This window comes from Microbacterium sp. LMC-P-041, from assembly GCF_030209555.1.
GTDB lineage: Bacteria > Actinomycetota > Actinomycetes > Actinomycetales > Microbacteriaceae > Microbacterium.
This window is the reverse complement of record NZ_JARVRV010000005.1, coordinates 467,518-486,858: the sequence shown is the minus strand read 5'-3', so window position 1 is coordinate 486,858 and position 19,341 is coordinate 467,518. Positions and strand designations below refer to the sequence as shown.

Below are 19,341 nucleotides of genomic sequence, written 5' to 3'. Positions count from 1 at the left end.
CGTCAGGCGTGGTGCGGTTGGCAGTCGGACTGCTCCGCGGGCTCGATCTGGAAGGTCGAGTGAGCGACGTCGAAGTGGTGCGACAGACACGACTGGAGGTCGCTCAGCAGCTTCGCCGAACGTCCATCGGCGAGGAGAGCCGGGTCGACGCTGACGTGCGCACTGAACACCGGAGCACCGCGAGTGAGCTGCCAGACGTGCACGTCATGCACGCCGACGACTCCGTCGTAGTCGAGGAGGTGCTGTCGGATCTCGCTGACCGCAGTGCCCTGGGGCGCTGATTCGGAGAGCACCGAGAACACCTCGCGGATCAGCGCGATGGCTCGCGGGATGATGAGCACGGCGATCATGATCGACGCGAGCGCGTCGGCGGGCATCCATCCGGTCGTGACGATCACGATCGCTGCGATGATCACCATCGCCGACCCGATCAGGTCGCCCATCACCTCGAGGTAGGCGCCGCGGACGTTCATGCTGGTGCGCTGCGCGCGGCTCAGCAGCCACATCGAGATGGCGTTCGCGACAAGACCCACGACGGCGACGATGAGCATCAGCCCGCCGACCACCTCGGTCTCCCCCGGGTTGATCAGACGACCGATGGCCTCCACCCCCACCCACCCGGCGAGGAGGATCAGGATGATCGCGTTGATGAGCGCCCCGAACACCTCGGCGCGCTGGTATCCGAACGTGCGGCGGTCGTCGGCAGGTCGGGCGGCGACGGCCGCCGCGATGAGCGCGATCACCAGAGCCGAGGCGTCTGTGAACATGTGAGCCGCATCCGCCAGCAGCGCGAGAGAACCGGTCAGCAGTGCACCCACGATCTGCACGACCATGATCGTCGCGGTCAGTGTCAGCGAGATCGCCAGAAGACGGCGATGGTTCGCGGAGCGGATGCCGCCCGCGGCGGGCGCATGATCGTGCATGTCTCCAGGCTAGACCGGCTCGCACACCCGCCGGCGTGACTCAGCCCAGTCGGGAATGGTGATGATTCTCAGTAACCGCGGGGCCGTCAGCGCTGGCGAGAGTACTCGAGCACGACGCACCCGTTGTCGAACGAGCGCACCTGGTCGAGACGGAACTGGGTCGGGGCGAAGGGGTGGCTCGCCATCGGGATGCCGGACCCCGCGATCGTCGGGTACTTCTTGACGATGAGGCGATCGATCTCGTCGAGGAGCACCCCGGCGAGCCCGGCCCCACCCGCGAGGTAGATGCCGAGGCCGGGTTCCGCCTTGAGCGCGCGGACCCGCGCGACAGGATCGGTGCGCACGATCTCGACGTTGGCTTCGCCCGGATCGTCCAGCGAGCGACTGAACACGACGGTCCGCAACTGCGAGTACGGGTCTGTGATGCCGACCTGCAGTGCGGGTTCGTAGGTCCGACGCCCCATCACGACGGTGTCGAAGCGGGTGACCGCTGCGCTTGCGCCGCCCCGCGCCGCGCGCACATGCGCAGGCTGGATGTCGGGGAGTTCCGTGCCGAGAGCGTCGGCGAACGCAGCGGTCACGGGGAAGAAATCGACCTCGTCGTCCGGGCCGGCGATGAATCCGTCGAGCGTGACGCCGACGTAGTAGGTGAGTTCTCGCATGTCGTCAGAGTAACCACTACGCATGAAGTACGTCAACCGTAGTGAATACCGCCGACTCAGAGAGCGGCGAGCAACGGCAGCAGTTCCGCGAACGCGCGCGCACGGTGCGACTGCGCCTGCTTCTCGCCTGCAGTGAAATCGCCGACCGTGCGCTCCGCCCCCTCGGGCTGTCCGTCCGGGACGAAGATGGGGTCGTAACCGAATCCGCCGCCTCCGGATGCTTCGCGCGCGAGACGTCCCGGCCAGTTCCCGACGACCACGTGCTCGGCTCCGTCCGGAGTCACGAGCGCGATCGTCGAGTTGAAGTGAGCAGCGCGGTGAGGATCCGCGATGTCGCGCAGCTGGTCGAGCAGCAGCTCGAGGTTCGCCGCGGCATCCTTCTTCTGCCCCGCCCAATAGGCCGAGAAGACACCGGGCGACCCGCCCAGCACGTCGACGCAGATGCCGGAGTCGTCGGCGAGCGCCGCGAGTCCCGTGTGCGCCGACGCGGCGCGAGCCTTGATCAGCGCGTTCTCCGCGAACGTGACGCCGTCCTCGACGGGCTCCGGTCCGTCATACGCGATGATCTCGAGATCAGGGCGAGCGGATGCCACGATCTGCTGGAACTCCGCGACCTTGTGCGGATTGTGCGTGGCGAGGACGACCTTCATCAGCCCGCGAGCGCCTTCAGCTGGTGATCCTTCAGGTCGGCGCAGCCCGCGACGCCCAGGTCGAGCAGGGCGTCGAGCTCGCGCTTGTCGAACGGCGCTCCTTCAGCCGTGCCCTGCACCTCGACGAAGAGCCCGCGGCCCGTGACCACGATGTTCATGTCGGTCTCGGCGCGGACGTCCTCGACATATGCCAGATCCAGCATGGGCTCGCCGTCGATGATCCCGACCGAGATCGCAGCCACGGAGTCGAGCAACGGCGTCGCGTTCTTGCCGATGAACTTCTTCTCGCGTCCCCACTCGATCGCATCTGCGAGGGCGACGTACGCTCCGGTGATCGCGGCGGTGCGGGTGCCTCCGTCGGCCTGCAGCACGTCGCAGTCGATCACGATCGTGTTCTCACCCAGCGCCTTGGTGTCGACCACTGCGCGCAGAGCACGGCCGATCAGCCGCGAGATCTCGTGCGTGCGCCCGCCGATGCGCCCCTTGACGCTCTCCCGGTCGTTGCGGCTGTTGGTCGCACGGGGCAGCATCGAGTACTCCGCCGTCACCCACCCCTTGCCCTTGCCGGTCAGCCAGCGAGGAACGCCATTCGTGAATGATGCCGTGCACAGCACCTTGGTTCCGCCGAAGCTGATCAGAGCCGAGCCCTCGGCGTGGCTGCTCCACCCGCGCTCGATCGTGATCTCGCGGAGCTGGTCGGTGGAACGGCCGTCGGCGCGGACGATGCTGGTCATGGGATTCCTTCGGTGGAGGCGGATGAAGCGGATGCTGCGGTCGGGCTACTGTCCGGGGACAGGCTCCGGAAGCGTGATGACACCGGTCTGCACGAGCTGCACGTCGCGCACCTCCCGGCCCATCAGGCGGTTGGCGAGGGCGGTGAACTCGGTCGTCGAGTCCCCCGTCGCCTCGTAGACGTACGTGGCCGTGGCGTCGGGAGACGCGAGAAGATCGCCTCGCACGAGCTGGCGATAGACATCCCCGGCGGTCTCGTCATCACTCGAGACGAGGGTCACCCCCTCCCCCATCACGTAGCTGATCGCGCCACGCAGGAAGGGGTAATGGGTGCAGCCGAGAACGAGTGTGTCGACATCCGCCTCGCGGAGCGGCGCGAGGTACTCCTCGGCGGTGGCGAGCACTTCAGGCGTGCCGGTGATGCCCCCCTCGACGAACTCGACGAAGCGCGGGCACGCCGCGGTGAAGACCTCGAGCCGTTCGTTCACCTCGAGCATGTCCTGGTAGGCGCGGGAGCCGATCGTCCCCACGGTGCCGATGACCCCGACGCGGCCGTTGCGAGTCGTCGACACGGCTCGTCGCACTGCCGGGCCGATCACCTCGACGACCGGAATGTCGTAGCGCTCTCTGGCGTCGCGCAGCATGGCCGCCGATGCCGTGTTGCAGGCGATCACGAGCATCTTGACGCCCTGGTCGACCAGGGAATCGAGTACTTCGAGGCTGTAGCGCCGCACGTCCGCGATCGGCTTGGGGCCATAGGGCGAGTGAGCCGTGTCGCCGATGTAGACGAACGATTCCCGGGGCAGCTGGGCTCGGATGGCCCGGGCCACCGTGAGTCCGCCGACACCGGAGTCGAAGATTCCGATCGGGGCGTCGTTCATGACTACCCAGCCTACCCGCGTGCGGCGCGCGTCACGCTCAGCGACCCGGACGGCTCCCCTCACTAAGCTGAGCGGATGACGACGTCCACGGCGCTTCTGACCGATCGTTACGAACTGACCATGCTCGCCGCCGCACTGCGCGACGGCACCGCATCACGACCGAGCGTGTTCGAACTGTTCTCACGCAGGTTGTCGGGAGGACGACGTTTCGGAGTCGTCGCCGGTACCGGTCGGCTCCTCACGCTGCTGCGACAGTTCCGCTTCGAGGATGACGAACTGCGATTCCTGCGTGACAACCAGGTGGTGGATGCCGAGTCCCTGACCTACCTCGAGAACTACCGCTTCACCGGCTCCATCCGTGGCTACCGCGAGGGCGAGCTGTACTTCCCCGGCTCCCCCATCCTCACGGTCGAGGGCAGCTTCGCCGACGCTGTCGTGCTCGAGACCCTGGCTCTCAGCGTGCTCAACCACGACTCCGCCGTCGCCACCGCCGCCTCCCGCATGAGCATCGCGGCGGGCGAGCGTCCGCTGGCCGAGATGGGCTCTCGGCGTGCCGCAGAGCAGTCCGCCGTCGCAGCCGCGCGAGCGGCCTACATCGCCGGTTTCCGGGCCACGAGCAATCTCGAGGCCGGACGACGCTGGGGTATCCCCACCATGGGCACGGCCGCGCACTCCTGGACCCTGCTGCACGAGACCGAAGAGGAGGCGTTCCGCTCGCAGATCGACTCTCTGGGAACCGACACCACCCTGCTCGTCGACACCTACGACATCCGCGCCGGGGTCGAGACGGCCATCCGCGTCGCAGGTACGGGACTCGGCGGCGTGCGGATCGACTCGGGTGACCTGCCGATCGTCGCCGCCGAGGTGCGGGCGCAGCTCGACGAGCTTGGTGCGACCGGGACACGCATCACGGTCACGAGCGATCTCGACGAGTATGCGATCGCCGCGCTGGCCGCGTCGCCCGTCGACGCTTACGGCGTGGGCACGTCGGTGGTCACGGGATCCGGATACCCCACCGCGAGCATGGTCTACAAGCTCGTGGCGCGGCAGGACTCGGACGGCGCATGGATCGGCGTCGCGAAGGCGTCGACCGACAAGGCATCTCACGGCGGGCGCAAAGCAGCGTTCCGCACCCTCGTCGACGGGGTGGCGGAGGCAGAGACCGTGGTCGTCTCCGACGGATTCGAGGAACTCGACACCCCGGCCGAGCATTCGGACGGGCGGGCGCTGCAGACGACCTTCGTCGAGAACGGCGAGATCGACGACTCGTTCGAAGGACCCGAGGGAACGGCCTCCGCCCGAGCGCACCATCTGCGGGTGCGGGAGGAGCTTCCGGTCAGAGCGCTCGCCCTGAGCAAGTCCGACCCGGCGATCCCCACCGTCTACGTCGACGCGAGCTGACGCGGCGGAGGCGGTTCAGTTCAGCCGACCATCGATTCGTAGATCTCCTTGCACGTGGGGCAGATCGGGAACTTCTCCGGATCACGGCCCGGCGTCCACTTCTTGCCGCACAGCGCACGCACCGGCTTGCCGGTGATCGCCGATTCGAGGATCTTGTCCTTCTTGACGTAATGGGAGAAGCGCTCGTGGTCGCCCGGCTCGACATTCTCCTCGCGGAGGAGTTCTTCCAGTTCGCGATCAAGCGTTGCCACGCCGCCCTGATCGGGGCTGTCCAGCGGAGTACTCATGCCGAGAGTCTAGCCTCGGACGCACCCGGTTGGGCGGTCGTCACGCGGTCTCGACGAACTCCATCAGTCGCTCGCCCTCATGCTCGAAGATCCGCCCGCCGACGCCGACACCGATCGCGAAGAGCGCCACCCCTGTCGCGAGTCCGGCCCAGAACGTCGCGGGGGCGAACTGCGATCCCTCGAGCATCGTGAGCACGAGCAGCCAGATGGTCGGCACGCTCACGAGGATCGCTCCGAGGAACGCCGCAGCAGGACCGTACGCGCCACGCGACGTCGGCCGCTGAGGCTGCTGGAACGGGCTGTCTCCGGGACGCGACACGGCGTACGGCGCGATGACAGAGACGATGCTCGAGAAGCCGAGCGCCGACAGCAGCAGGCTGGCCCCGAGGCCGGTGAGGGGCAGAAGGAGACGCCAGTCATCGATCCAGAGCATCGTGAGAGGCACAGCGATCGCGAGCACGGGAACGGCCACGAGCATCACCGGGACGAGTCGGCCCAGACGATCGGGGATGCCGCGCACGCCGCTCGCCACGTGCGTCCACAGTGCGGTGGAGTCGTAGGCGACATCGTTGTGCGGCAGCCAGCCGAAGAACAGGGCCATCACCGGAACGGGCACGAGAGCGGCGATCTCGAGCGGCACGCCCGCGACGAGGAGTGGCAGGACGGACAGCACGCCGGCGATCGGGACCACGATGAGATTCATGATGTAGCGGCGGTCACGCAGCCAGTAGACGAGGCTGCGAGACGCGATCGCACCGAAGGCGTTCGACGGAAGCAGGCCGAACCAGCCGAGACCGGAGCGCTCGCGAGAGGCCACAGGACGCTCGGTCGTGGTGAGCAGTCTGCGAACCAGCCACGACCACACCGCCCAGAGCACCACCGCGGTGAGGAGGGCCACGATCCCGCTGATCCAGTTGCCGGCATCGTCATCCGTCGCGAACGAGAACAGGAACCTCGACGATGCGGCGAAAGGGGTGAACCCGATCGTCGCCGTCAGTGCCCCCACTGCGGCGGGGACCTGCCCGTCCCACTTGAGCGAGGCGAGGAACACGGCCACGGGGAATGCGATCACGATCACGGCCAGCGCGAAGAGGGCGGTGAGCTCGCGCGATCGACGCTCCGGCAGCAGCAGCGCGTTCACCGCCATGCCGATACGCGCCGCAAGCACCGTCGAGAACAGGCAGACGACGCTCATCAGCACCGCGATGAACCACGGCGCTCCGAGCCTGATCGCCACGATGCACACGCTGATGTTCACAGCGATGAGAGCCAGGCTGGGAACGCTGACCAGTGAGGCGAGCGCGAGGATCCATGGCATCTGCCGCTCGTCGACCCCGAACACGGCGAATCTGCGGGGATCCAGCTGATCCACGGCACCCACGAGGATGGGACCCACCAGGAATCCCAGGAGCAGTGCCGCGCTGCCGAGGACGATGACCGTGCGCGCGACAGCGACGGGTGCGTCGTCGAGGCTGAGGATCGCCGCGCAGACCACACCCGTGAGAATCGCCACGACGGCGAGCATGATGAGCGTCCGTACCCGACGTTCGCCGCGGAGCGATCCGATCAGGAGCGCGGCTCTCAGTCGGAGAACGTGTGCAGCCACTCGAGCCCCTCCACCTCGCCGATGCCACCGGACAGCTCGACGAACCGCGCTTCGAGCGTCTGGCCTGCGCGGACCTCGTCGATGGTGCCCTCGGCGAGCACTTCTCCCCCGACGATGATCGCGACGCGCGAGCAGACCCGCTCGACGAGATCCATCCCGTGGCTCGAGAGCACCACCGTTCCGCCGTGCGCGACATAGGCGCGCAGAATGTCGAGGATGACCGCGGAGGACACCGGATCGACGGCCTCGAACGGCTCATCGAGCACCAGGACCCTCGGCGAGTGGATCATGGCTCCCGCGAGCATGATCTTCTTGGTCATACCGGCCGAATAGTCGGAGACGACGCGATTGAGCGCCTCTCCGAGATCGAATGCGCGCGCGAGATCGGCGACGCGCTTCTCGATGACCGCCGAGGCGAGCCCCCGCAGGAGCCCGTAGTAGTAGAGCAGCTGCCGCCCGGTGAGTCGATCGAACGTGCGGAGCCGGTCGGGCAGCACACCCATCATGCGTTTCGCGGCAAGAGGCTTCGCCGACTGATCGATGCCGCAGATCACGATGTCGCCTGCATCGGCGCGCAGCAGCCCGGCGACGATCGACAGGGTCGTCGTCTTGCCGGCGCCGTTGGGACCGACGATGCCGTAGAACGAACCTGCAGGCACCGTCAGATCGATGCCGTTGACCGCGGTGTGATCCCCGAAGTTCTTGACGAGGCCCCGAATGCGGATGGCCTCCGCACCGGAGGCCGCCTCGACTCCGGTGACAGCCTCCTCGGTCGCGTCCGCATCGGACACCGGCTCGGAGATCTCGGATGTCGTGCTCTCGTCGGCGGATGCCGTTTCTGCAGACGCGGTGGCGTCGGCGACGTCCGCCGTCGCGTCGTCGACCGGCGTGGCGTCGTCGACCGGCGTGGCGTCGTCGACCGGCGTCGCGTCGTCGACCGGCGTCGCGTCGACAACCGGTGCGGCGTCGTTCATAGGGGTCTCCTCCGCCGGAGCGGGCAGATCTGTCTTCGCCCCCTCGGGTGCGGCCTCAGGCTCGTCTCCCTGAACGTGGGCAGGAGCCGGCATCTCGATCTCGATCGCCGCTTCGCTCTCGACCCGGGCGTCTGCCTCTGACTCGGCCTCGGCCTTGGCCTTGGCCTTGGCCTTGGCAGCCTTCGCGGCAGCTGTCTTCGCCGCAGCGGACTTCGCGGCCGCGGCCTTGGCCGCCGTGGTCTTCGCCGCGGAAGTGCGTGCTGCGGACTTCGCCGACGCGCTCTTCTCCACCGCAGCCTTGGCGGCGACCGTCTTCGCCGCGGCCGCCCTGGCTGCCGGAGTGGATCCCTGCGCGGCTGAGGTCTTCGCAGCAGCGGTCTTCGCCGCAGCCGTCTTCGCGGCTGTGGTCCTCGCAGCGGTGGTCATGGCAGCAGCGGATCGCGCCGATGACGTCTTCGCCCCAGCCGCGCGGGCGGTCGTGTCGCGGGTCGCGTTCTTGGCGGCAGTCGTGCGAGCGGCGGTGGTCTTCTTCGATGCCGCCGATCGCGGAGCGCCGCTCTCGGTGGTCCGGTCGATCTTCAGCGCCGGTTCTGCGACCACCTCGACGGTGACCGCGGCCTTGTCCGCCGCAGCTTTGGAGGGAACGCGGGCTCCACTCGTCTTCTTGGCAGGCGTCGTGCGAGCGGAAGTCTTCTTCGGAGCGGCGGGCGTGGCGTCGACCGCCTGAGCAGCGGGATCGTCGGGGGAAGAAGCAGTCACCGTCCTACGGTATCAACGGGGGCAGGATTTCTTCGGGTCACCGCAACATTTCGCCGACCTCGTGAGCCCGTTGGACATTTCACTCCGGATCTGGACGAATCTGAGTGTTGGGTGTGTACTGGATCACGAATTGGCCACAGCGATGTCAACCCCCGCGGGTTCTCAGGCGGGATCGCTAGCATGGCTCTCGGCACGACGAAGTGTCCGGTCGGTGAACCGACCATGAACACATACTTCATTTAGGAGCACTCGTGACTCTTCAGACCGTCATCCTCGCAGCAGGCATGGGCTCACGCCTCGGCCGCGCGCTGCCGAAGCCGCTCACGGAGTTGAGCGACGGCCGCACGATCATGCGCCAGCAGCACGACAACATCCGCGCCGCCTTCGGATCGGACGCCCGCATCACCGCCGTCGTCGGGTACCGCGCAGAGACCATCATCGAGGCGTTCCCGAACGTCAATTACGTGCACAACGAGCGCTACGACGAGACCAACACGTCGAAGAGCCTGCTGCGCGCTCTCGGTGCCACCGGCAAGTCGGGCGTGCTCTGGATGAACGGCGACGTGGTGTTCGACCCGATGATCCTGGGCCGCGCTGCGGCGTACATCGAGCGCGACCAGTCCTTCGTCACGGTGAACACCTCCAAAGTCAGCGACGAGGAGGTGAAGTACACGGTCACGGCCGAGGGCTTCATCAACGAGCTGTCGAAGACCGTCAAGGGCGGTCTCGGTGAGGCTGTGGGCATCAACTACATCTCCTCCGCAGACAAGAAGGCGTTCATGCGCCAGTTGCAGCGCGTCGAAGACCAGGACTACTTCGAGCGCGGCCTCGAGCTCGCGATCGCCGAAGACGGCCTGCTCCTCGAGCCGATGGACGTCTCCGATCTCTACGCGGTCGAGGTCGACTTCGCCGAGGACCTCGAGCGGGCGAACCTGTTCGTCTGATCGCCTTCCACGAAAGCCCGGCCCCGTCAAGGGAGCCGGGCTTTCGGCTTTTTCGCGGCCTGGCTTCCTAGGATCGATCCATGGCCCCCAAGGTGCACAAGATCCACTCCCTCCCCGACGACGCCGCGTGGGACAGGGGGGTGCCGCCCGTCGGCTCGGCCGAGCATCCGCTGATGGTCCGCGGGCTGGACCGCGTTCTCGCGATTCAGCGCCCGCTCGTGCTGGCGCATATCCGCAGCATCCGCCTGCGCAACCCGCACGCTTCGCCCGAGCAGATCATCCGCATCCTCGAGCGGCGCTATCTCGCGGCGGTGACCACGGGCGGCGCGGCGGTCGGAGCGACCGCCGTCGTGCCGGGGATCGGCACCGGCATCACGCTCGCCCTCTCCGGAATCGAGACGGTGGGCTTCGTCGAATCGACGGCGCTCTTCGCGCAGTCCGTCGCAGAGGTCCATGGCATCGCGGTGTCGAACCCCGACCGGGCCCGCGCGCTGGTGATGACCCTCATGCTCGGCAAGGAGGGCGTGGCCCTCGTCGGACAGCTGGCAGGCGAGGCCACCGGCCGCAGCGGCTCGAGGTCGTCGTACTGGGGCGAGATGGTGACGAAGTCGTTGCCGCGCGCTGCCGTCGGCCCCCTCGTGGATCGACTGAAGAGCATGTTCGTGAAGCAGTTCGCGGCGAAGGGCGGTGCCTCGTTCATCGGGAAGGCACTGCCGTTCGGCGTCGGCGCGGCCGTCGGAGGCGCGGGCAACCACATTCTCGGACGCCGCGTGCTGACGACGTCGCACCACGCATTCGGAGCGGCACCTCTGGACATGCCGCTCGAGCTGGAGCCCGTCGCCGGCGCGGAGAAGATGGAGCTGCGAATGCTGCACGGTGCCCAGTTCGTCGGGGGCGCCGTGGCCGGAGCGGCCGGATCGGCGGTCCGCGGCGTCGGCTGGGCGGGACGGAAGATCGCGTCGGTCGGACGTGGCCGCAACAAGGACGTCGGCGAGATCGAGCAGGCCGGCACCCACGACCTGCCGGGCACGCTCGGTGCCGAACACCGCGAGTGACGGCCACCCTCGGGACACGCGGGGTTCACGAGAGCCGCCAAAGGATCTGACGACCCGTTGTAGCGAGCATCCAACGGACGGGGCCACCGCGACGATAGGGTGGAATCCGTGACGGACAAGCCCGAACTCTCGACCACCGCCGGCAGAATCGCAGACCTCCGCGCTCGCTACAACGAAGCCGTTGTCGACGCCGAGAAGGTCGCGCAGGAGAAGCAGCACGCCAAGGGCAAGATGACCGCCCGCGAGCGCATCGAACTGCTCGTCGACCCCGGAAGCTTCGTCGAGTTCGACGAGTACGTGCGCCATCGCACCACCGCGTTCGGCATGGATCGCAACCGGCCCTACGGCGATTCCGTCGTGACGGGTGTGGGCACGATCCACGGCCGCACGGTCGCGGTGTACTCGCAGGACTTCACCACCTTCGGCGGATCTCTCGGCGAGGTCTCCGGCGACAAGATCATCAAGATCATGGAGTTCGCGCTGTCGGGCGGTATGCCGATCATCGGCATCCTCGACTCCGGCGGAGCCCGGATCCAGGAGGGCGTGCTCGCCCTCAGCAAGTACGGCGAGATCTTCCGCCTGAACACTCGGTCGTCGGGGGTCATCCCGCAGATCTCGATCATCATGGGCCCGGCCGCCGGTGGAGCCGTCTACGGCCCCGCTCTGACGGACTTCGTGATCATGGTCGACAAGACCAGCCAGATGTTCGTGACCGGTCCGGACGTCATCAAGACGGTCACCGGCGAGGACGTCGGCATGGAGGAGCTCGGAGGAGCCCTCACGCACAACACTCGCTCGGGTGTCGCGCACTACCTCGCCGAGGACGAGGACGACGCGATCGACTACGCCCGCACGCTCCTCGGCTTCCTCCCCGACAACAACATGGCGGAGATCCCCGCGTACGAAAGCGGCTTCGAGTGGGAGACCACGGATGCCGATCGCTCTCTGAACACGATCATCCCCGACTCCCCCAATCAGCCGTACGACATCCACACGGTCATCGAGCACGTCGTCGACGCGGGAGACTTCATCGAGGTCCAGCCGCTTTTCGCGCCGAACATCGTGATCGGCTTCGGCCGGGTCGAAGGGCGCTCGGTCGGGATCATCGCCAACCAGCCGTCCCAGATGGCCGGAACGCTCAACATCGAGGCGGGTGAGAAGGCCAGCCGATTCGTGCGGTTCTGCGACGCGTTCTCGATCCCTATCGTCACGCTCGTCGACGTGCCCGGGTATCTCCCCGGTACCGATCAGGAGTGGACCGGCGTGATCCGCCGCGGCGCCAAGCTCATCTACGCCTACGCGGAAGCGACCGTGCCGCTGGTCACGGTCATCCTGCGCAAGGCCTACGGCGGCGCCTACATCGTGATGGGATCGAAGCAGCTGGGCGCCGATGTCAACCTCGCCTGGCCGACGGCGGAGATCGCCGTGATGGGCGGCCAGGGTGCGGTCAACATCCTCTACCGCGGCGAGATCAAGCGTGCCGAAGAGGCCGGCGAGGACGTCGCCGCCGTGCGCACGCGGCTCGCGAACGAGTACACCTACAGCGTGACCTCGCCGTTCCTCGCCGCCGAACGCGGCGAGATCGACGGCATCATCGAACCGGCGAACACCCGAGTCTCGATCGCCAAGGCGCTCCGAGCCCTCCGCGGGAAGCGCGCCGAGCTGCCCCCCAAGAAGCACGGGAACATCCCGCTGTGACCGAGCCCGCGACGTCGGACGAGCGCCAGCTCCCGACGATGGAGATCACCCGGGGCGTTGCGACCGAGGAGGAGCTCGCCGCTCTCATCGCCGTGGTGAGCGACGCCTACTCGCAGGAGGCCGCGGATGCCGTGGCCGAGGAGCCTCGCGTATCGGCGTGGGCCCGCACCCAGCGACCGCTGCGACGCGCACTGCGACGAGACATCCCGTGGGGCCGCTTCGCACGCTGACGCCCTCGTATCGGAGAGTCTGCGAGACCCGGAGCCCCCCAGCTACCGGGCCACGCAGACGACCCTCCGATTGATGCGGGGCCGTCGCCCCTGGCACCTGTAAACCCCAGACGGCGCATCTCTTCGATAATACATCGACTGGAGTAATCACTGAGCGCGCTTCAACCGATATACCGGTATGCGAATTGATGGCTCCGTTCAATCCTCGAGGTAGAGGTCGGATGCTCGAGGCGTGAGCACCGCGTCGAGCACGACGCAGGCGGCCCCCACGGCACCGACATCCTCTCCCACCACCGCGCTGTCGACGCGCAAGGCCCGAACCGACCTCGTCGCACTGCGACGGTTCAGCTGCTCTGGGATCTCGCGCAGATAGACCTCGGACAGAGGGGCGCAGAACGGCCCGCCGAGCACCACACGATCGACATCGAGGATGTTCGTGAGCACCGAGATCAGCACTGCGAGATGTTCGGCAGAGCGACGCAGAACGCCCAGTGCGCGGATCTCGCCCGCGGAAGCGAGCTCGCACAGACGGGCGAACCGCTCCTCCACTCCGCGCGCACCTCCGTCGTCCGGCTCATCGCGGAACACCCCGGCCGCCTCCGCCTGCTCGACGATCGCCTGCGGGGTGCATACCACTTCGACGCATCCTCGCGAGCCGCACGCGCAGGGCGGCCCGTCTGGGTCGACCATGATGTGGCCGATCTCGCCGAAGTTGTGGGTGCTGCCTGTGACCACAACCCCCTCACGCGCTGCGGCGGCCCCGAGCCCCGTGCCGAGGTAGACGAACAAGAACGAGTCCTCGGCTGTCGCGGAGCCGGTCCACAGCTCCCCCACTGCGGCGGCAGTGGTGTCCTTCTCCAGCGTGACTTCGAAGCCCGTCGCTTCTGCGAGAACGGAACGCAGCGGCACCCGATGCCATCCGTCGAGCTTCGGGGGGTCCACCACCGTGCCCTTCGCCGCGTCGAGCGGCCCGGGGGCAGCGACGCCGACCCCGGCGACGAGTGCGCGATCGATGCCGGCCTCGTCGACGAGGCCATCGATCGTCTGCGCCATCGTCTCGACGATGCGGTGCGGGTCCCGGTCGTGCGTGCGCACGACTCGTCGTGCGATCACCGCACCGGACATGTTCAGCAGCACGAAGGTGATCACCGACGGGTCGAGATGCACCCCCACCGAGAAACGACTCTCCGCGACCAGGCGCAGCGTGACTCGCGGCTTGCCGGGCCCGTTGATGGTCCGCCCTGCTTCGGTGATCAGCCCCTCGTCGAGAAGGCGACGGGTGATGTTCGTGATCGTCTGCGCCGAGAGGCCGGTCGCATCGACGAGCTCGATCCGGCTGAGTCCCTCTCCGGACCGGCGGATGGCCTCGAGGATGACGGACTGGTTGAAGTCACCCATGCGGGGGAGATTGGTTCCGCGACGCATTCCCATGCCTCATCATCTCGCACCGGCGTCGATTCCGTGTCCCCCAAAATACCTACAGACAACGACTTGACTAACCATGAGACTGAGTAAGACGCTTCGCGTTCGGCTGGTCTCTCTGTCCCAGGGTAGATAGACGCAGACCGGCCACCAGCGGACGGTTTTCGGGTAACTGGTCCGCATGGCGAGGGGCTGGCGGATTCGCCGCCCCTCGCCCACTCTGTCTGACCTCGACTCTGACCCCCTCCCCCGGCCAGAGCCGAGGACAGGGGCCTCACTGGCGTGGAGCGTCTCTCGGGATCTCGTGCCACACGTCGACGGCATCGTCGTCGCTCTGCCCGCCGGCGCCGGCCCGGCCGACCACCGTCACGGCCGTGTGAGCATCCCTGGCCGCTCGGATGATCCACCGCTCCGCATCCGCATCGCGCAGCACCCGGGCGAGCTCGTCGCGGATCATCGCGCGTCGTCCCTCATCGACGTCGTCCAAGCCGCCCTCGTCGAAGACGGTGACGACGGCACCGCGGCGACGCGCGTCCTCGATCGCATCCCGCACCGCATCGTTGAGCAGATCGGCTCCCCGGAGTTCGTCGCGCAGGCGACCTTCCGCCAGACGCGCCTGCAGACGCTCCTCCTCGCTCAGCGCGCCACGCGATGCGACGGTGCGACTGAGCACCGGCCCCGCGACCGCCAGCGCGAACTGCGTGCGCAGACGACGTTCCTTCTGGCGCACCTGCTGGGTCGCGTGCCAGGCGGACACCGCCTGCTGGATGCCGGCGAGGCGCTCGGTGTCGCGGACGGCTCTGTCCCAGAAGATCACCAGGAGGTGAGCGATCGCGACCCACACGAGCGAGCCCACCAGGCCGAGGGACAGCGCCACGAAGACACCCAGATACACCGACGATGTGGCGACGAGGACGAGCACCACCAGCCAGCCGATCACGAAGCGGCGCCGGACGATGCACACCACGCCCATCAGACCGAGCGCACCGATGTACCAGGTGGCGAACGGCGCCGTGCGTGTCAGCGGATCGAGTGACAGCGTCACGAGAATCGGAATGAGGACGCTCGAGACCAGCGTCAGCAGCGCCGCCCAGAGCGGCATCCGCACCGAGATCGCCGAGTCCCAGAGGATCGCGACGTTGACGACGACGAGGTACAGCGCGATCGCCGCGACCATCAGCAGCGGCGCGGAGGGCTGCTCGATCCACCACACCCCTCTCGCGGCGAAGTACATCGCGAAGCCCACCGCGAGTGACGTCGCGACACTGCGCACCGTGCGATTCATGGCCGCTCCCAGCCCAGCGTCACGGTGGTGCCGCACTCTCTCGAATCGATCTCGGCGGTGCCCGCCACCCCGGCCATCCGTGCGAAGATCGACGCTCTGATCCCGAGGCGGTCGGCGCCGATCGCCCCGATATCGAATCCTGGGCCGGTGTCCGTGATCGTCACCGTGATCCCCTCGTCACCGCGGCCCTCGACGAGGATGTGCAGCCCGCGCCCACCCGCATGGGTGACCGCGTTGCCGAGCGCCTGTCTGGCGGCGAGCACGAGTGCTCTCGCCGCGCGCCCGGGGATCAGGCCGATCCCTCCCCGTTCCTCGACGATCGCATCCGCCCCGAGCTCGGACAGGGCACGACGGAGCTCGACGACGATCTGAGCGGCGCCCACCGGTTCGTCGCTGCCCTCCTGGGCCACCGCGGCCTCGGTGTTCGCCAGGCGGGTGAGAGCCTCCCGGGCCATCCCCACGGCGAGGTCCTGCGCCCGATCGCCTTCGGCCCGTTCCGCGGCGATCAGCGCTGCGAGGACGCTGTCGTGCATGAGCGCCGACATCGCCGCACGCTCCTCCTCGGCTGCGGCGGCTGCCGCTGCGCCCGCGTACGACGCGACGGCTCGGGCACGGGCCTCATCGACACCCGCGGCGACCGAGCGGAACATCCATCCCAACGCGATGATGACGCATCCGAGGATCAGGGTGAACGACACGTCGAACGCCGTCGTCACCCAGAAGTCTCGCGAGAAATCGCCTTCGACGAGGCGGACATAGCCGTAGACGAACGGCAGGCACACCGCCCAGACGAACTGCAGCCACAGAGGGAAGGCGAGCATCGCAGCCACGACGCCCACGTTGACGAGGAAGAAGATCCACGGCTGGTCGGCGGCTCTGCCCACAGGGTCGACCAGACTCGGCCAGGCGGCGAGCGCGAGTGTGTACACGATGGCGAACGCGCCGGACGCGGTCCTGACGCCACGTCCGATGACGCACGCGACGAGCATGACGATCAGCGGCACGAAGACCACGAGCAGCATCGTGATGCGCGCGGCATCCGATCCCGTCGTCGTGACCCCCGCGATCAGTGCCTGTGCGCCGAGAACACCCGATCCGATCGCGACGACCGTGGCGAGGATGCGCTCCATGCGTTTGCCGGTGAAGCGCTCGAACTCGGTCTCCACGCTGCCGGGCGAAGGGATCTTGCTCCATGCCTCCCGGATGCTGAGCGGGTCAGCGGCCACTCGGCGCCCCGTCTGCGGCGACGATCCCATCCTCCATCGCTCGCCGCAGAAGGTCGACCTTCGTCGGGGCCGGTCGCCCGACCTCCACGTACTTGACCCGGATCCGGGTGATGTTCTCCTTGGCGGTCGAGTACGCGACGCCGAGGCGCTCGGCCACGGCCTTCAGCGGCAGGCCGGTGGCATACAGCCGGAGCACCTCCCGCTCGCGTGTCGACAGCTGGGCGTCCGCGAAGTCGCGATCCCCGTCGACAGCGCTCGCCCACTCGACGTTGTTGAGGGCTTCGCCCTGCGCGACGGTGCGGATGGCGTCGAGCACGTCGTCCAGCGCAGAGGATTTGCTCACGACGCCGGCGGCACCGGCAGCGAGCGCCTCGCGCACGGCCGCCGGTCGATCGGCGACGCTGTGGATCACGACGCTCGCGCCGTCGGCGACGAGAGACCGGACGTTCTCGGTCACCGTGGTGCCGTCTCCCAGGGTGAGGTCGAGCACCACCACGTCGGCAGGCTGCGACGACGTCGTCGACCTCCACTCGAGGTAGGACACGACGGTGCTGCCGGAGAAGACGACGGTCTGCTCTCCGTCACGAGCGCACGCCGCCTCGAGACCGAGGCGGACGGATTCGTGATCGTCGATGAGTGCGACCCTGCTCATCCGCCCAGCCTACTGAGTACTCAGCCCCCGCAGATCACGATCACCGGGTGAGCAGCGCGACGACCTCGAAGTGATGCGAGTGCGGGAACAGGTCGAAACCGCGCAGCGTCCCCACGTTCCACCCGTGTTCGCGGAAGGTTCCGAGGTCCCGCGCCAACGCCACAGGGTCGCACGCGACGTAGGCGATCGCCTCGGGGGCAAGAGAGTTCAGTGCATCGACCACCGCGCGTCCGGCACCGGCACGCGGCGGATCGAGTACGACCGCTCCTGCTCGCGTGTCGGAGGGGAGACCGGCGAGATAGCGGTCGACCCGTGCTGTGACGGCATTCACGGCGAGGGGCGCGAGGTTCTGCTGCGCGTGAGTCGTCGCCCGCCTGCTGGACTCGACGGTGACGATGTCGGTGCCACCGAGGTCTGCGAGCGATGCGGCGAAGAGCCCGACTCCTCCGTAGAGGTCGAAGTGCGTCGCCTCCGGATCGACGTACCCGTCGAGGATGCCGTAGACGGCGCCGTCGAGCACCGAGGCGGCTCGCGGGTGCACCTGCCAGAATCCACCGGCGTCGACCTGGAACCGGCGATCGCCCACCTGCTCGTAGACGACTTCGGGCGCCGGGCGGCGGTGCTGCCCCCTGGCCGGTCGCTCGTCGAGGCGATCTCGTCGGATGACCCGCACCTGGCCGTCGCCCGGTTCGACCAGGTCGACGCTGCCCGCCTCGCCACCCGCGAGACGGAGGGCCGCCTGTGCGACCGCCGGACGCGCGAGCGGGTGGGAGCTGACCGGGATCACCCGGTGGCTGCGAGCGGCGTAGGGTCCGACGCGCCCCTGGTCGTCGACGTGCAGGGTCACCCGGGAGCGCCAGCCGGTTCCGTCGGTCGAGTCCACGGCCTCGATCTCGGGAGCCTCGAGACCGGGTCCGGCGAAACGATCGAGCGCCTCGGTGAGCACCTGACGCTTGAGCACGCGCTGATGCGCGAGATCGATGTGCCCCAGGTCGGCGCCCCCCGGCCGGTCCTCGGGCGCGCGGGAGACGTCGGCCTCCGCCCAGATGTGGGGGCGACGATGCGGCGAGGCGTCCAGGACCTCGACAGTCTCGGCACGCCAGAAGCTCTTGGACTCACCCGTGGAGTCCTCGGTGAGCCGCGCGCGGACCCGCTCACCGGGGATGGCGTCGGAGACGAAGACGACCCGGCCTTCGTGTCGGGCGATGAACGTGCCGCCGTGCGCGATGCCGGTGATGTCCAGATCGAGCAGGACTGGGGAGGAAGTCATCCTTCGAGGATACGGTGGTGAACATGCGCGTCTGCCTGGCCTCCACCTCTCCCGCCCGCCTCATGCTGCTGCGTCAGGCGGGTATCGAGCCTCTGACCCAGTCGCCGGGAGTGGATGAGGATGCGGTCGCCGCCGCTGCCGCGGCCGAACGGGGCGCGGAGCTGACTCCGGCGGACCTCGTGCTCCTGCTCGCTCGGGCGAAGGCGGCGGACGTCGCGCAGCGCCTCTCTGCGGACGGCGAGTTCGACGGCATCGTGATCGGCGGAGACTCGATGTTCGAACTAGGCGGGCGCGTGTACGGCAAGCCCTACACGCCCGAGGAGGCGACCAGACGCTGGCAGGAGATGCGCGGGGCCACCGGCATCCTGCACTCGGGGCACTCGGTCTTCCGTGTCTCGCCGGGCACCGACCCGGTCGAGGCCACCGCCACGGCCGAGGCTTCGGTGACCTTCGCCGATGACGTAACGGATGCCGAGATCGCCGCCTACGTCGCCTCGGGTGAGCCCCTGCTCGTCGCCGGTGCGTTTACGGTCGACAGTCTGGGCGGCGCCTTCATCACCCGCGTCGACGGCGACCCGTCGACGGTGGTCGGGATGTCGCTGTCGACCGTGCGCCGCCTCGCCGCCGATCTCGGCGTCACGTGGACCGACCTCTGGTCGTAGAGTCTCGTCGACGTTTCTGCCT

Annotated in this window: 19 protein-coding genes; 6 read left to right on the top strand and 13 right to left on the bottom strand. The window is 68.1% G+C overall.

Annotated elements, in window-relative coordinates; all coding sequences use genetic code 11:
- Nucleotides 1-2: 2 nt before the first annotated feature.
- The 5 genes from QRN21_RS12530 to murI form a co-directional block, all read right to left on the bottom strand.
- Nucleotides 3-923 (bottom strand): cation diffusion facilitator family transporter, encoded by a 921-nt coding sequence (locus tag QRN21_RS12530; protein WP_285364261.1) that lies wholly within the window; start codon nucleotides 921-923, stop codon nucleotides 3-5.
- Nucleotides 924-1,009: 86 nt separating this feature from the next.
- Nucleotides 1,010-1,585 (bottom strand): dihydrofolate reductase family protein, encoded by a 576-nt coding sequence (locus QRN21_RS12525; RefSeq protein WP_285364260.1) that lies wholly within the window; start codon nucleotides 1,583-1,585, stop codon nucleotides 1,010-1,012.
- A gap of 56 nt (nucleotides 1,586-1,641) precedes the next feature.
- The gene (rdgB, locus tag QRN21_RS12520; protein ID WP_053096959.1) at nucleotides 1,642-2,235 is read right to left on the bottom strand and encodes an RdgB/HAM1 family non-canonical purine NTP pyrophosphatase; all 594 of its coding nucleotides are present in this window, start codon (nucleotides 2,233-2,235) and stop codon (nucleotides 1,642-1,644) included.
- Complete coding sequence (rph, locus tag QRN21_RS12515; protein WP_042536503.1) at nucleotides 2,235-2,969, bottom strand: ribonuclease PH; 735 nt, start codon at nucleotides 2,967-2,969, stop codon at nucleotides 2,235-2,237. Before rph ends, rdgB begins: the two co-directional genes overlap by 1 nt.
- Before the next feature lie 45 nt (nucleotides 2,970-3,014).
- The gene (gene murI, locus QRN21_RS12510; protein ID WP_053096961.1) at nucleotides 3,015-3,848 is read right to left on the bottom strand and encodes a glutamate racemase; all 834 of its coding nucleotides are present in this window, start codon (nucleotides 3,846-3,848) and stop codon (nucleotides 3,015-3,017) included.
- Nucleotides 3,849-3,923: 75 nt separating this feature from the next.
- Here murI and QRN21_RS12505 point away from each other — a divergent pair, with 75 nt between their 5' ends.
- On the top strand, nucleotides 3,924-5,249 hold the full coding sequence (locus QRN21_RS12505) for a nicotinate phosphoribosyltransferase (RefSeq protein WP_285364258.1): 1,326 nt from the start codon (nucleotides 3,924-3,926) through the stop codon (nucleotides 5,247-5,249).
- A 20-nt stretch (nucleotides 5,250-5,269) separates the two neighbouring features.
- Here the strand turns inward: QRN21_RS12505 and QRN21_RS12500 are convergent, their stop codons facing one another.
- From QRN21_RS12500 to QRN21_RS18035, 3 genes are read right to left on the bottom strand one after another with little or no spacing between them, the layout of a single operon-like run.
- Nucleotides 5,270-5,536 (bottom strand): DUF3039 domain-containing protein, encoded by a 267-nt coding sequence (locus tag QRN21_RS12500; protein ID WP_053096965.1) that lies wholly within the window; start codon nucleotides 5,534-5,536, stop codon nucleotides 5,270-5,272.
- A gap of 40 nt (nucleotides 5,537-5,576) precedes the next feature.
- Nucleotides 5,577-7,142: a hypothetical protein gene (locus QRN21_RS12495; RefSeq protein ID WP_053096967.1), complete on the bottom strand. Its 1,566-nt coding sequence runs from the start codon at nucleotides 7,140-7,142 to the stop codon at nucleotides 5,577-5,579.
- Nucleotides 7,118-8,875, bottom strand: a complete 1,758-nt coding sequence (locus QRN21_RS18035) for an ABC transporter ATP-binding protein (RefSeq protein ID WP_350223954.1) — start codon at nucleotides 8,873-8,875, stop codon at nucleotides 7,118-7,120. The genes QRN21_RS12495 and QRN21_RS18035 overlap by 25 nt, the downstream gene beginning before the upstream one ends.
- 251 nt (nucleotides 8,876-9,126) lie before the next feature.
- Here QRN21_RS18035 and QRN21_RS12485 point away from each other — a divergent pair, with 251 nt between their 5' ends.
- From QRN21_RS12485 to QRN21_RS12470, 4 genes are all read left to right on the top strand, one after another.
- Nucleotides 9,127-9,819: a phosphocholine cytidylyltransferase family protein gene (locus QRN21_RS12485; RefSeq protein WP_053096968.1), complete on the top strand. Its 693-nt coding sequence runs from the start codon at nucleotides 9,127-9,129 to the stop codon at nucleotides 9,817-9,819.
- A gap of 80 nt (nucleotides 9,820-9,899) precedes the next feature.
- Nucleotides 9,900-10,874 carry a hypothetical protein gene (locus tag QRN21_RS12480; protein WP_285364257.1) on the top strand — a complete coding sequence of 325 codons (975 nt, stop codon included), beginning with the start codon at nucleotides 9,900-9,902 and terminating at the stop codon, nucleotides 10,872-10,874.
- A gap of 108 nt (nucleotides 10,875-10,982) precedes the next feature.
- Nucleotides 10,983-12,572, top strand: coding sequence for an acyl-CoA carboxylase subunit beta (locus QRN21_RS12475; RefSeq protein ID WP_372984169.1), 1,590 nt, complete (start codon nucleotides 10,983-10,985; stop codon nucleotides 12,570-12,572).
- Complete coding sequence (locus tag QRN21_RS12470; RefSeq protein WP_308418038.1) at nucleotides 12,569-12,802, top strand: acyl-CoA carboxylase subunit epsilon; 234 nt, start codon at nucleotides 12,569-12,571, stop codon at nucleotides 12,800-12,802. The genes QRN21_RS12475 and QRN21_RS12470 overlap by 4 nt, the downstream gene beginning before the upstream one ends.
- Nucleotides 12,803-13,000: 198 nt before the next feature.
- Here QRN21_RS12470 and QRN21_RS12465 read toward each other — a convergent pair whose 3' ends face one another.
- The 5 genes from QRN21_RS12465 to QRN21_RS12445 form a co-directional block, all read right to left on the bottom strand.
- Complete coding sequence (locus QRN21_RS12465; RefSeq protein WP_053096975.1) at nucleotides 13,001-14,200, bottom strand: ROK family transcriptional regulator; 1,200 nt, start codon at nucleotides 14,198-14,200, stop codon at nucleotides 13,001-13,003.
- 298 nt (nucleotides 14,201-14,498) lie between these two features.
- Nucleotides 14,499-15,509, bottom strand: a complete 1,011-nt coding sequence (locus QRN21_RS12460; protein WP_053096976.1) for a hypothetical protein — start codon at nucleotides 15,507-15,509, stop codon at nucleotides 14,499-14,501.
- Complete coding sequence (locus QRN21_RS12455; RefSeq protein ID WP_056280093.1) at nucleotides 15,506-16,735, bottom strand: sensor histidine kinase; 1,230 nt, start codon at nucleotides 16,733-16,735, stop codon at nucleotides 15,506-15,508. The genes QRN21_RS12460 and QRN21_RS12455 overlap by 4 nt, the downstream gene beginning before the upstream one ends.
- Complete coding sequence (locus QRN21_RS12450; RefSeq protein ID WP_053096978.1) at nucleotides 16,725-17,387, bottom strand: response regulator transcription factor; 663 nt, start codon at nucleotides 17,385-17,387, stop codon at nucleotides 16,725-16,727. Before QRN21_RS12450 ends, QRN21_RS12455 begins: the two co-directional genes overlap by 11 nt.
- A 40-nt stretch (nucleotides 17,388-17,427) precedes the next feature.
- The gene (locus QRN21_RS12445) at nucleotides 17,428-18,657 is read right to left on the bottom strand and encodes a class I SAM-dependent RNA methyltransferase (RefSeq protein ID WP_285364256.1); all 1,230 of its coding nucleotides are present in this window, start codon (nucleotides 18,655-18,657) and stop codon (nucleotides 17,428-17,430) included.
- Between the two features lie 23 nt (nucleotides 18,658-18,680).
- Between QRN21_RS12445 and QRN21_RS12440 the strand changes: the two genes are divergently transcribed.
- Nucleotides 18,681-19,319, top strand: a complete 639-nt coding sequence (locus QRN21_RS12440; RefSeq protein ID WP_053099183.1) for a Maf family protein — start codon at nucleotides 18,681-18,683, stop codon at nucleotides 19,317-19,319.
- Nucleotides 19,320-19,341 lie beyond the last annotated feature (22 nt).

Coding starts and splice junctions, on each gene's coding strand:
- QRN21_RS12530 (WP_285364261.1), bottom strand. CDS start 923: ATGCACGATCATGCGCCCGCCGCGGGCGGCATCCGCTCCGCGAACCAT.
- QRN21_RS12525 (WP_285364260.1), bottom strand. CDS start 1,585: ATGCGAGAACTCACCTACTACGTCGGCGTCACGCTCGACGGATTCATC.
- rdgB (WP_053096959.1), bottom strand. CDS start 2,235: ATGAAGGTCGTCCTCGCCACGCACAATCCGCACAAGGTCGCGGAGTTC.
- rph (WP_042536503.1), bottom strand. CDS start 2,969: ATGACCAGCATCGTCCGCGCCGACGGCCGTTCCACCGACCAGCTCCGC.
- murI (WP_053096961.1), bottom strand. CDS start 3,848: ATGAACGACGCCCCGATCGGAATCTTCGACTCCGGTGTCGGCGGACTC.
- QRN21_RS12505 (WP_285364258.1), top strand. CDS start 3,924: ATGACGACGTCCACGGCGCTTCTGACCGATCGTTACGAACTGACCATG.
- QRN21_RS12500 (WP_053096965.1), bottom strand. CDS start 5,536: ATGAGTACTCCGCTGGACAGCCCCGATCAGGGCGGCGTGGCAACGCTT.
- QRN21_RS12480 (WP_285364257.1), top strand. CDS start 9,900: ATGGCCCCCAAGGTGCACAAGATCCACTCCCTCCCCGACGACGCCGCG.
- QRN21_RS12465 (WP_053096975.1), bottom strand. CDS start 14,200: ATGGGTGACTTCAACCAGTCCGTCATCCTCGAGGCCATCCGCCGGTCC.
- QRN21_RS12460 (WP_053096976.1), bottom strand. CDS start 15,509: ATGAATCGCACGGTGCGCAGTGTCGCGACGTCACTCGCGGTGGGCTTC.
- QRN21_RS12450 (WP_053096978.1), bottom strand. CDS start 17,387: ATGAGCAGGGTCGCACTCATCGACGATCACGAATCCGTCCGCCTCGGT.
- QRN21_RS12445 (WP_285364256.1), bottom strand. CDS start 18,657: ATGACTTCCTCCCCAGTCCTGCTCGATCTGGACATCACCGGCATCGCG.
- QRN21_RS12440 (WP_053099183.1), top strand. CDS start 18,681: ATGCGCGTCTGCCTGGCCTCCACCTCTCCCGCCCGCCTCATGCTGCTG.